The organism is Sneathiella sp., assembly GCF_029233945.1.
In the GTDB taxonomy this organism is placed as follows: Bacteria; Pseudomonadota; Alphaproteobacteria; order Sneathiellales; family Sneathiellaceae; genus Sneathiella.
In genome coordinates this window covers 42,221-52,668 of the sequence record NZ_JARGOQ010000008.1, presented here as the reverse complement: position 1 = coordinate 52,668, position 10,448 = coordinate 42,221, and the positions used below count along the sequence as shown (strand labels likewise).

The 10,448-nt window shown below is 54.3% G+C and carries 13 protein-coding genes; 8 read left to right on the top strand and 5 right to left on the bottom strand.

What is annotated here, in order from left to right; all coding sequences use genetic code 11:
* A partial coding sequence (locus tag P1U71_RS04435) for an enoyl-CoA hydratase/isomerase family protein (protein WP_301104343.1) occupies positions 1–367 on the top strand: 367 nt, incomplete at its 5' end.
* A gap of 4 nt (positions 368–371) precedes the next feature.
* Here the strand turns inward: P1U71_RS04435 and P1U71_RS04430 are convergent.
* Complete coding sequence (locus P1U71_RS04430) at positions 372–674, bottom strand: DUF1330 domain-containing protein (protein WP_301104342.1); 303 nt, start codon at positions 672–674, stop codon at positions 372–374.
* A 53-nt stretch (positions 675–727) separates the two neighbouring features.
* Between P1U71_RS04430 and P1U71_RS04425 the strand changes: the two genes are divergently transcribed.
* From P1U71_RS04425 to P1U71_RS04410, 4 genes are all read left to right on the top strand, one after another.
* The gene (locus P1U71_RS04425; RefSeq protein ID WP_301104341.1) at positions 728–1,522 is read left to right on the top strand and encodes an enoyl-CoA hydratase/isomerase family protein; all 795 of its coding nucleotides are present in this window, start codon (positions 728–730) and stop codon (positions 1,520–1,522) included.
* 220 nt (positions 1,523–1,742) lie between these two features.
* Positions 1,743–2,378: a DUF5343 domain-containing protein gene (locus tag P1U71_RS04420; protein ID WP_301104340.1), complete on the top strand. Its 636-nt coding sequence runs from the start codon at positions 1,743–1,745 to the stop codon at positions 2,376–2,378.
* Positions 2,379–2,382: 4 nt separating this feature from the next.
* Entirely contained in the window at positions 2,383–2,952 is a 570-nt protein-coding gene (locus P1U71_RS04415) for a Swt1 family HEPN domain-containing protein (RefSeq protein WP_301104339.1), read from the top strand.
* 97 nt (positions 2,953–3,049) lie between these two features.
* On the top strand, positions 3,050–3,865 hold the full coding sequence (locus P1U71_RS04410; protein ID WP_301104338.1) for an alpha/beta fold hydrolase: 816 nt from the start codon (positions 3,050–3,052) through the stop codon (positions 3,863–3,865).
* Between the two features lie 12 nt (positions 3,866–3,877).
* Here the strand turns inward: P1U71_RS04410 and P1U71_RS04405 are convergent, their stop codons facing one another.
* Positions 3,878–4,642 (bottom strand): SDR family oxidoreductase, encoded by a 765-nt coding sequence (locus P1U71_RS04405; protein ID WP_301104337.1) that lies wholly within the window; start codon positions 4,640–4,642, stop codon positions 3,878–3,880.
* 61 nt (positions 4,643–4,703) lie between these two features.
* A complete protein-coding gene (locus P1U71_RS04400; protein WP_301104336.1) occupies positions 4,704–5,897 on the bottom strand; it encodes an acyl-CoA dehydrogenase in 1,194 nt (397 codons plus the stop codon).
* A 161-nt stretch (positions 5,898–6,058) separates the two neighbouring features.
* Here P1U71_RS04400 and P1U71_RS04395 point away from each other — a divergent pair, with 161 nt between their 5' ends.
* Positions 6,059–6,313: a hypothetical protein gene (locus P1U71_RS04395; protein ID WP_301104335.1), complete on the top strand. Its 255-nt coding sequence runs from the start codon at positions 6,059–6,061 to the stop codon at positions 6,311–6,313.
* Between the two features lie 13 nt (positions 6,314–6,326).
* Here P1U71_RS04395 and P1U71_RS04390 read toward each other — a convergent pair whose 3' ends face one another.
* Both P1U71_RS04390 and P1U71_RS04385 read right to left on the bottom strand, forming a co-directional pair.
* Positions 6,327–7,943, bottom strand: coding sequence for a phosphoethanolamine transferase (locus P1U71_RS04390; RefSeq protein WP_301104334.1), 1,617 nt, complete (start codon positions 7,941–7,943; stop codon positions 6,327–6,329).
* Between the two features lie 226 nt (positions 7,944–8,169).
* Positions 8,170–8,544, bottom strand: coding sequence for a MucR family transcriptional regulator (locus tag P1U71_RS04385; protein WP_301104333.1), 375 nt, complete (start codon positions 8,542–8,544; stop codon positions 8,170–8,172).
* Between the two features lie 559 nt (positions 8,545–9,103).
* Here P1U71_RS04385 and P1U71_RS04380 point away from each other — a divergent pair.
* Positions 9,104–9,232, top strand: a complete 129-nt coding sequence (locus P1U71_RS04380; protein WP_301104332.1) for a hypothetical protein — start codon at positions 9,104–9,106, stop codon at positions 9,230–9,232.
* A gap of 128 nt (positions 9,233–9,360) precedes the next feature.
* On the top strand, positions 9,361–10,448 hold a 1,088-nt coding region (glyA, locus tag P1U71_RS04375), incomplete at its 3' end, for a serine hydroxymethyltransferase (protein WP_301104377.1).

Genomic DNA, 10,448 nt, shown 5'->3' with positions numbered 1-10,448 from the left:
GCTCCCCGCGATCAACCGCCATTTCGCGAAAGAGTCTGTCGTGGCGATTGTCGAGAGCCTGCAATCCGACGGCGACGCGTTTGCGGCGAAGACGGCGGAAAGCCTGCTCACCAAGTCGCCGACCAGCATGAAGCTCACCTTTGAGCAGCTTCGACGCGGTAAAACCCTCGATTTCGATGACTGCATGCGTCTGGAATTCCGCATGGTGGGCCGCGTGATCAAGGGCGTCGATTTCTACGAAGGCACCCGCGCCGCCGTTATCGACAAGGACCAGTCGCCCCAATGGAACCCGGCCCGCCTCGATGAGGTGAGTGCCGCCGACATCGCGGCCTATTTCGAACCGCTGCCCGGTGGAGAGCTGTTCTAGCGCCCTACCAGAGCGGGGTATCGAGCCCTTCCAGAAGCACGAACTGCCCCTCGGCGGCGTCTTTCCGGGCGTCGCGCGCTTTTCTGTATTCCGGGCTGTCATAGAAGGCCTTCGCCGCCGCCATATCCGGATATTCAACGATCACAACCCGCCGGGTTTCCGCCGGTCCCTCAAGGGTTTCCATCGGCCCGCCGCGCGTTAAATAGCGCCCGCCGTATTTTTTGATGGCGATCGGCGCGAGGGATTTATAGACTTCATACTGCTCCGGGTCGGTGACATCGATCCGGGCGATCATATATGCGGGCATTTACGGGTCCTTTTCTGCGGTCGAAATCAATAAAAACAATAAGGGGGAATAGCATGAGCTACAAGTATGTAACCGTCACACGGGAGGGGCGCATCGCCACCGTGCGTTTCGATCGCGGCACTGACGTGAACGCCATGTCGGTCGAGCTGATGCAGGAACTGCTCGCCGTCGCCCGCGACTTCGAGGGGGACACGGAGACCAACGCCATCATTCTCACCGGCAATGCGAAAAACTTCACCGTCGGCTTCGATCTGAAGGACGCCGCACTGAAGGAGCGGATGGCGGCCGGCCTCATGGACAAGAAGGAAATGCTCGCCGTTGGTCCGCGCATGTGCAAGGCGTGGGAGGAACTGGCACCGATGACGATTGTCGCGGTCGAGGGGTACTGCATCGGCGGCGGGGTGGCGCTCAGCGTGGCCTGCGATATGCGCATCGCCGGGAAATCCGCGAAATTCTACGTCCCCGAAATCAAGAACGGCATGAATATGAGCTGGCAGTCCGTGCCGCGCATGGTCAACCTGATGGGCCCGGCGCGCACCAAGCAGCTCTGCATCATCGCCGACATCATCGGCGCGGAGGAGGCCGTGAAATGGGGCCTGGTCGAGGAACTGGCAGAGGACGGCGGCGCCTACGCGCTCGCATATCAGTTCGCCGAGAAAATCGCCGCCCGTCCGCCGCTCCCCGTCCGCATGATCAAGCAGGGCGCCAGCGTCGCGGCCGGCGCGCTCAACCACGCCGTCAGCTATATGGACATCGACCAATACGCCCTCACCAACGCCTCCGAAGACTATGTCGAGGGGATACAGGCGTTTTTAGAGAAACGCGACCCGGTGTTTAAGGGGAGGTAGTGGGAGAAGGGATACAATATCTAATTGTATAAATAATACTCTTTGAATTTTTCGTAGAATGTATCTCTGTTGTGGAAAACGCTTCATTCAAGTTGCTTAGAATGATGTTGGCGTATTAGCATAAGTTGTGGCCAGAATTATCAATGTGTAATATATGAATAATGCTTACTGTCTCTAAAGAACGGTAAATCCAACTATTGATCACGCAGGGAGACAAAAAATGTCTTTGCCAGATACCTATACTGTAAAAGCTGGAGCTATACCCGACTATTTCGAAGCTATTCTTAACGCTGAAGCGCCGGAGAGATTTTCTCACAAGTTCTTAGTTGGTTTAGATTTTAAGAGCACGAATGACAGGCTGTTTATTGGTATTCTTAAAGAATTAGGATTTATTGATACTGATGGGGTGCCTACACCAAGATACTTTGAATTTCTTGATAGATCTCAGTCTCCTCGAATTCTTGCTAGTGGCATAAGAGAAGCATATTCGGATTTGTTTGCCGTTAACAAGGAAGCTTATAAGCTCAGTGCTGATGAGGTGAAGAATAAGCTGAGAACTTTATACGCTGGCTCGAAGAAAGATGGGTTGATTGGCCGCATAGCGACGACTTTTGTCGCATTATGTGATTATGCTGATTTCACCGGTCCAAGCACGAAAAATGACGAGCCTGTAAAGAAAGATAAAATTGAAGAAAAGCCGGATCAAAAAGATGACATTCAAAGAGCTAAAGACAAAAAAAGCAAAAGTGTTAATTTAGATTCTCTCCAATATCACATAAATATAGTTTTACCGGAGGCAAAAGATCAAGCTGTATACGATGCGATATTTAAGTCTCTTCGTGATCATTTGGGCTAATTTTATGGATCATATATATACATTTGTTTACAAAGGTATTCTTGCGGATGAAAGCCTCGACAAAGTTGGTCGACGTAAAAAGAATAACTTTGGTAAGGAACAAGTTGAGGAAATTGAGAATAATTTATCTTTTGATTTGCTAGACAGCGATTTGATGATTGAGGCTGAGCGGATGTCGATAATCTATATTGCCATCCATACCTTTGAGAATATGGTTAGGGTTTTTGTAAAGAATGGTCTAACAGAAAAGTTTAAAGAGGGGTGGTGGGACCATGTTCCCGAGAGAATACGAAAAAAGGTTGCGAGCCGCATTGAAGACGATTCAAAATTTAAGTGGCACGGTGCCCGAGGCGGATCGGAGATTGAGTTTTGCGATTTTGGTGACCTTTCGTCGATAATTGTAACTAATTGGGATGTATTTGAGGCTGTCCTAAGTGATCTTGAATGGTCAAAATCTGTACTTAGCGTTTTAGAACGATCTCGTAATATTGTCATGCATGGCGGAGTTTTAGCGCGTCAAGACATAGAACGCATTGGCGGTAATATAGGTGACTGGATTCGTCAGGCAGGGTAGCGCAGAAAAAGAGAATCCATCAATATTGACAAATAAAGGCTCCTTTCAGTTTCTATTTCATCTGCCCTAATCCTAATTTTTCAGTTATGAAACCCCCATGACCCTTCCCCGTAAAATATCCCTCTGGCTCTTCGCCCTTTTGATGATCTTTGTCGTGATCCCCTCTGCCGTGATGTATTTCTTTCAAGGGCTGGTGGTGTTTCCGGTGCCGGAGGCGGAAAATCCGGCCGAGGCGGTGGGCGGGTTTGCGCCGGTCGTGATCACCACGCCGGACGGGGAGCGGTTGCGCGCCTTTTATTCTCCGCCGGGCGAGATGCAGGCCAGCATCCTTGTCTTTCATGGCAATGCGGAGACAGCAGCCAACCAGATCCCGCGCGGGGAGGCGCTCAGCAAAGCCGGCTTCGGCGTGTTGCTTGTGGAGTATCGCGGCTATGGCGGCAGCACGGGCGAGCCGACGCAAGACGGGGTGATACTCGACGGGCTTGCCGCGTATGATTTTCTGGCCGCGCAAAGCGATCAGCCCATCGGCATCCTCGCCCATTCGCTCGGCACCGGGGTGGCGATCCCCGTCGCGGCGGCGCGGGCGCCCTTCGCGGTGGTGCTGGAGGCTCCCTTTACCTCATTGCTCGCGATTGCGCGCTATCGCATGGGCTGGGCGCCGCTCGATTTCATGATGAAATATCCGTTCCATAATGATGACGTGATCGGCGAGGTGACGGCGCCGATCCTGATCATCCACGGCACGGCGGACAAGGTGATCCCGTTTGAGGAGGGGGAGACGCTCGCCGCCCTCGCGCCCACCGGCACCGCCTTTATCCGGATTGAGGGCGCGGGGCATAACAACCTCGGCCGTTATGGCGATATGAAAATGGCGACCAGCTTCTTCACGAAGGCGCTGGCCGCCGATCAATAGCGCGGGGCGCGCTTACTTTACATAGGCGTCGCGGAGCTTGCGCATGCCTTTCAGCCAGCGGTCATAGTCGGTCGCTTTGCGCAGCATATATTCACGGACCTGTTTATGCGGGAGGATGAGGAATTCTTCCTTGTCCATGGTCTCGACCACGCAATCGGCGAGCTCTTCAGGCTCCATCGTGCCATCGACGGAGGCAACCCCGTCGAGACGGTTTTCCGTCATCGCGGTGCGGACCTGCTGCGGGCAGAGAACGGAAACCCGCACCCCCTTGTCGCCATAACGGATCGACATGGTCTCCGCGAAGGCAATGGCCGCGTGTTTCGTGGTGGCGTAGGTCGCGCTGTCGACCTGGCTCAAGAGTCCGGCGGCGGAGGCGGTGTTGACCAGATAGCCGCCGCCGTTTGCGATCATCTTGTCGATCACCGCGCGGGCCGCATAGACATGGGCCATCACATGGACATCCCAGTTGAGCTGCCAGTTTTCGTCCGACGTTTCTTCCCAGCCATAGCGGGCGAGCCCGGCATTTGACACAAAGATATCGATGGGGCCAAAGGCCTCCTCCGCCTTCGCCACCAGATTCTTAATATCCGATTCCTTGCCCACATTGCAGGGAACCGCGAGACCATTGACGGATTTCGCCACTTCCTGAAGCGGCCCTTCCTGCATATCGGCGACGGTAATGCCCTTCGCGCCTTCCGCATGGAAGCGCTCCGCCAGCGCCTTGCCGATGCCGCTTGCCCCGCCGGTGATGACGATATTCTTGCCCGCTATTTTCATTTTTTCCCTCCCGCAGCTTGATGCTGTTTTATTGGTTTATGGGGCTGATTGTGGCGTTATTTCACGCGCCGGTAAAGGACTGAATGCCCGTCTGCGCCCGACCCAGAATCAACGCATGAACGTCATGGGTGCCTTCGTAGGTATTGACGGCCTCCAGGTTCATGACATGGCGGATGACGTGATATTCATCGGAAATGCCGTTGCCGCCATGCATGTCACGGGCCTGCCGCGCGATATCGAGGGCCTTGCCGCAGCTATTGCGCTTGATCAGCGAGATCATTTCCGGCGCGGCGCGGTTTTCATCGCGGAGGCGCCCAACGCGGAGGCAGCTTTGCAGGCCGAGGGAGATTTCCGTCTGCATATCGGCGAGCTTTTTCTGGATCAACTGGTTGGCGGCGAGGGGGCGGCCGAACTGCTTGCGCTCCATCGTGTAGCCAAGCGCGGCCTGCCAGCAGAATTCCGCCGCGCCAAGTGCGCCCCAGGCGATGCCGAAACGGGCGCTGTTAAGGCAGCCGAACGGACCGCCGAGGCCCTGAACGCCCGGCATCATGTTTTCTTCCGGCACGAAGACATTGTCCATGACAATCTCCCCGGTGATGGAGGCACGAAGGGAGAATTTCCCCTCGATCTTCGGCGCGGAGAGGCCTTCCATGCCTTTTTCGAGGATGAAACCACGGATGACGCCGTCATCGGTTTTCGCCCAGACGACGAAAACATCGGCGACGGGGGAGTTGGTGATCCACATTTTTGCGCCGTTCAGGCTGTACCCGCCATCGACGGTTTTTGCCCGCGTCACCATGGAGCCGGGATCGGAGCCATGATCGGGTTCGGTCAGGCCGAAGCAGCCGATCCATTCGCCGGTCGCGAGTTTCGGCAGGTATTTCTGTTTCTGCTCTTCGGTGCCGTAGGTATTGATCGGATGCATGACAAGGCTGGACTGCACACTCATCATCGAGCGATAGCCGCTATCGACCCGCTCCACCTCGCGCGCGACAAGGCCGTAGGAAACGTAACCGAGCCCGGCGCAGCCATAGCCCTCAATCGTGGAGCCGAGCAAGCCCAGCTCGCCCATCTCGGTGAAGATCGCCCGGTCAAAGGTTTCGTGGCGGTTCGCTTCCAGCACCCGGCTCATCAGCTTGTCCTGACAGTAATCGCGGGCCGTATCGCGGACCAGCCGTTCTTCTTCGGTCAGCTGGTCATCCAGCAAGAAAGGATCGACGGGGTCAAAGACGGGTTTGGACGAGGCGCTGCTCATAGAGGTATCTCCGATTATGTATTTACATTCTTTGGCCGGGGAGGCGGTATATGACCGATTGTTTAGCGGTTCTGTGCCGCAACATCAATATGCTTCATAGTCTTTAAAACAATATATGATATGCTTAAAGCAGTGGTTTTGAAAACTTCAGGCAAACGGCTATGTCACCTGACAATGCAAAAGGCGAATATATCGTCGAGTTCCAGCAGCACGGATCTTCGGTCAAGGTCTCGGCGATCGATCCGGTGACGATGATGGAGGTTTCCATCGTCGGGCCGAGTTCTGTCGGTCAGGAGGAACTCAAGCGCACGGCGCTTGCGAAGCTGCATTATGTGATGAACAAGAAAAACGGGCGACCCGCCCCGGAAAACAACTCCGCGCCGGCTGTGCCAAAGAAGCCGGGGATTGTTGTCTAGTCTCTCTTCCCTCTTAATGTGGGCGGTCTTCCGGTTTCATTGGTAGTAATTGCATGTCGCTGGCAATCTGTTGGTCGTCGACGATAATCTCAAAAGCCTCCAGCAGCAGCTTGCTGAAATCATCATGGGTCATCGGCTCGTCAAGCCGCGCCCGAAGCCGCTCCCGGTCGATATCCGATGTTTCCCCGGCCCAGATGATAAAGGGCACATGGGTCTGCGCGGTCGGCGCGACAAGATAGGGCATTCCATGCAGATAAACCCCCATCTCACCCAGGGATTCGCCATGGTCGCTCAAATAGATCAGCGACGTTTCATAGCGCCCCTGCTTGCCTTCAAGAAAGGTGATGGCCGCATCCAGGAAGCTGTCGGTATATAAAATGCTATTGTCATAGGCATTGATGATTTCGGCCTCGGAGCAGGTTCCGAGTTCCTTCGACTGGCAATCCGGCGTAAAGGCCGCATGGTCATCGGGGTAGCGCTTGAAATAGGCGGGGCCATGACTTCCCATCTGATGCAGGACGATCAGGATATCGCCGTCCTGCTGGGCGACATAGTCTTCCAGCCCGTCCAGCATCCCGATATCGCGGCATCCCTCCTCATCGCAGCGGCGGTTTTTGTCCGGGTCCTGGAAGTATTCATAGCGGACCCGGTTCGCCACCCCTTGCGAGCCCGTGTTGTTATCCCGCCAGAGGACGGACACGCCGGCCTTGACCAGAACATCAAGGGTATTCTCCGTGAAATCCGCCTGGTCGATGGCAAAATCCGAACGGTTATCGAGAGAGAACATGCAGGGCAGGGACACCGCCGTCGAGGTGCCGCAGGACCGCATATCGCTGAAAGAGATAATCTCTTTTCGCTGGGCAAGCTTCGGGGTTGTTTGCCGCGCATATCCGTTCAGCCCAAAATGATCGGCGCGGGCGGTCTCGCCAACCACGACGATCACCAGCTCATGTTCGGCATCCTCGGGCGGGACGTTCGCCGATGCCACCCTTGTCCTGAAAGTCGTATCAACAGCCCCGGCACCGGAATCGATGGCCAGCTTGATCGCGGAATAGATGGGATGGGTTGGATTGGTGAAATAGCGGAGCGGTTTATGCTCGCGGAAAAGGCTGGCGTATGAGGTGCCGAAGGGCGCCATGGAAATAACCGCAAGCAACAGCGCCGCTATCGCCGCGCCGGCAAGGCGCCTCTCCCGCGCGAGCAGAGGGACGGGTTTGAGGGGGATCAGGAACAGGAGAAGAGCAGGAAGAACGCCAAGCAACCCAACGCGGAGGGCCAAGCTCCAGTTCAGCAAGTCCCCGGCCTCGCCCGCGTCCGTTGAGAGGATATTCCGGATCATTTCCTTATCGATCGCGATGCCGAGATTATCACTGAAATACCCGACAACGGCGCCGGTTATCAGGAATAACGCGGCCACTAGCCGGACCGGCAGAAAGAAGCTGAAGATCGTGGCAAACAGCATGATCGCCGAGAGCAGCACAATCGCCTGCGAAATCAGGAAGGGGAGAAACTGATCAACGTCATAAACGGCGATCGTCTGTTTAAAGAAAGAAATATTCGCCGTCGCCAGCAAAAACACCGAAACGCCCCAAAGCAATAAGCTGGGGCTAAGTATAAAACGTGATTTCATATGTATAGACATGTCCGGAACATGCCTTTCATTGAGAAATTAGAAAACGGGCCGATAATCAACCTCTGCGTTCAAAGTCCAGAGATATGAACTTCAAACGCTTGTCTCAATTACACAAGTTTAGCGCTCCCGTGCAAGGGCAATCAAAGCGGCATTATGACGCGGCCGCCCAAACCCGACCGGTTTTGGAACGCCAAATGATTGCAAACTGGCCCTGCGCTTGGGCTTAGGCGGATTTCTTCTTGCGGCCGAGCCCGAATTCCTTCGCGAATTGCGAACGGCGTTTTGCATAGGCGGGGGCCACCATGGGATAATCCGGCGGGAGGTTCCATTTCGCGCGATATTCTTCCGGCGTCATGTCATAATTGGACCGCAGATAACGCTTCAGCATTTTCAGCTGTTTGCCATCCTCCAGACAGATCAAATAGTCGTTCTGGATAGAGCGCTTGATGGGAACCGCAGGCTTTAATTCCGCCTGTTCTGATTCTGCTTCCGCGTCGAGCGACGCCAGAGAGCTGTAGACAGTTTTAATTACGTCAACCAACTCGGAATTTTCAATCTGGTTATTGCTAACATAGGCGGCGGTGATATCTGCCGTCATGCGGAGTAATTCTTCACGCTCAGATTGAGACGGAGGGTTACCCTCTTTCGAAAAAGATTGTGTCATTTGCTTTTTATTTCGTTCGCTAAAGGGGACTGTTTATTTTTCTACTTGTTACGAATTTCATATAAATGTCAATACATGCTGCGACGATTAACAGAAAAAACTGCGAATAAGTACCAGAAGACTCTAATTTACTCGATCATCTGTCTTAAAACTTGTCGAATCATTACTTATTTCCTGAACTTTAAGCCTGCGACTCTTTTCGAATATTCGAAATTATAAAAATCGAATTTAAAAAAATCCTAAATACGTCAATTTTCTAATATTATCTTATATATATGCTAGCGCCGGATATATTTCGAACGATCCGGAACCCTAGGTTGAAAATTTACCTTAATATTCAGATTTCTATACTTTATAAATAAGCCATAGATATCATATACAGACCATATAATTAGATATCTATGATATCAAGTACTTTTAATTATTCGTAATAATGAATTGATCACATCAAATTCAGTAACCTGTTCTTGGCCGGCGCCGAGGATATTTGCCCGTGAAAAAAAGAGCATTCACGGCAGAGTTTTTCTATGAACTCCTTGCCACCTGTGCTATCCATCCGGCGCAGTCTTTGCGCGCGCGCGGGATACGCATATTTAGCAACCTTTCCGCCGGTCATGAGTAGGCCGTAGAGGATAATTGCGGGCCCGTCGGGTGGCGCTCGCGAGATACAGGCGGAGGGGTGTTTATCTGTCTTGAACGGCCCCTCCGGGGCGGACCGGGCCGGTTTGATAAGGAGTTCAACATATGACGATGCAAAGTGCCGAGCTGGTTAATTTTTTCAAAGCCGACCTCGAACGGAATGATCCTGATGTCTTTCGTGCGATCGGGCTGGAGCTTGGCCGGCAGCGGGACCAGATCGAGCTGATCGCCTCCGAAAATATCGTCAGCCCGGCCGTTATGGCGGCGCAGGGCTCCGTGCTCACCAACAAATATGCGGAAGGGTATCCCGGTCGCCGCTATTATGGCGGATGCGAATATGTGGATATTGTCGAGGAACTGGCGATTGACCGCGCGAAGGAACTCTTTGGCTGCGGCTTTGCGAATGTCCAGCCCAACTCCGGCTCCCAGGCGAACCAGGGCGCCTTCATGGCGCTGATCAAGCCCGGCGACACCATTCTCGGCCTGTCGCTTGCCGCTGGCGGCCATCTCACCCATGGCGCCGCGCCGAACCAGTCCGGTAAATGGTTCGATGCCGTTCATTATGGCGTTGATCGGGACACCCACCAGATTGACTTTGATGAAGTCCGCAGGCTCGCCAAGGAGCATCAGCCGAAGATGATCATCGCCGGCGGCTCCGCCTATCCGCGGCATATCGATTTTGCCACCTTCCGCCAGATTGCCGATGAAGTCGGCGCCTATCTGATGGTCGATATGGCGCATTTCGCCGGTCTCGTCGCGGCGGGCGTGCATCCGAGCCCGTTCCCCCATGCGCATATCGCGACGACCACAACGCACAAGACATTGCGCGGCCCGCGCGGCGGCATGATCCTCACCAATGACGAGGCCATCGCCAAGAAAGTGAACTCGGCGATTTTCCCGGGGATGCAGGGCGGCCCGCTGATGCATGTGATCGCGGCGAAGGCGGTTGCCTTTGGCGAAGCGCTCACCCCGGCGTTCAAGACTTACGCGGCGCAGGTCGTCAAGAATGCGGAAGTGCTGGCCAGCACGCTCGTCGGTCATGGGCTGGATATTGTCTCCGGCGGCACCGATACGCATGTCATGCTCGTCGATCTCCGGCCGAAGAAACTCACCGGCAATTTCGCGGAACGGGCGCTGGAGAACGCCAATATCACCTGCAACAAGAACGGCATTCCGTTCGATCCGGAAAAACCGATGGT

Excerpts from the sequence above, each read along its gene's own strand:
- P1U71_RS04415 (WP_301104339.1), top strand. The coding sequence starts at position 2,383 with ATGGATCATATATATACATTTGTTTACAAAGGTATTCTTGCGGATGAA.
- P1U71_RS04395 (WP_301104335.1), top strand. The coding sequence starts at position 6,059 with ATGTCACCTGACAATGCAAAAGGCGAATATATCGTCGAGTTCCAGCAG.
- P1U71_RS04390 (WP_301104334.1), bottom strand. The coding sequence starts at position 7,943 with ATGAAATCACGTTTTATACTTAGCCCCAGCTTATTGCTTTGGGGCGTT.
- P1U71_RS04405 (WP_301104337.1), bottom strand. The coding sequence starts at position 4,642 with ATGAAAATAGCGGGCAAGAATATCGTCATCACCGGCGGGGCAAGCGGC.
- P1U71_RS04385 (WP_301104333.1), bottom strand. The coding sequence starts at position 8,544 with ATGACGGCAGATATCACCGCCGCCTATGTTAGCAATAACCAGATTGAA.
- P1U71_RS04420 (WP_301104340.1), top strand. The coding sequence starts at position 1,743 with ATGTCTTTGCCAGATACCTATACTGTAAAAGCTGGAGCTATACCCGAC.
- P1U71_RS04425 (WP_301104341.1), top strand. The coding sequence starts at position 728 with ATGAGCTACAAGTATGTAACCGTCACACGGGAGGGGCGCATCGCCACC.
- P1U71_RS04430 (WP_301104342.1), bottom strand. The coding sequence starts at position 674 with ATGCCCGCATATATGATCGCCCGGATCGATGTCACCGACCCGGAGCAG.
- P1U71_RS04410 (WP_301104338.1), top strand. The coding sequence starts at position 3,050 with ATGACCCTTCCCCGTAAAATATCCCTCTGGCTCTTCGCCCTTTTGATG.
- P1U71_RS04400 (WP_301104336.1), bottom strand. The coding sequence starts at position 5,897 with ATGAGCAGCGCCTCGTCCAAACCCGTCTTTGACCCCGTCGATCCTTTC.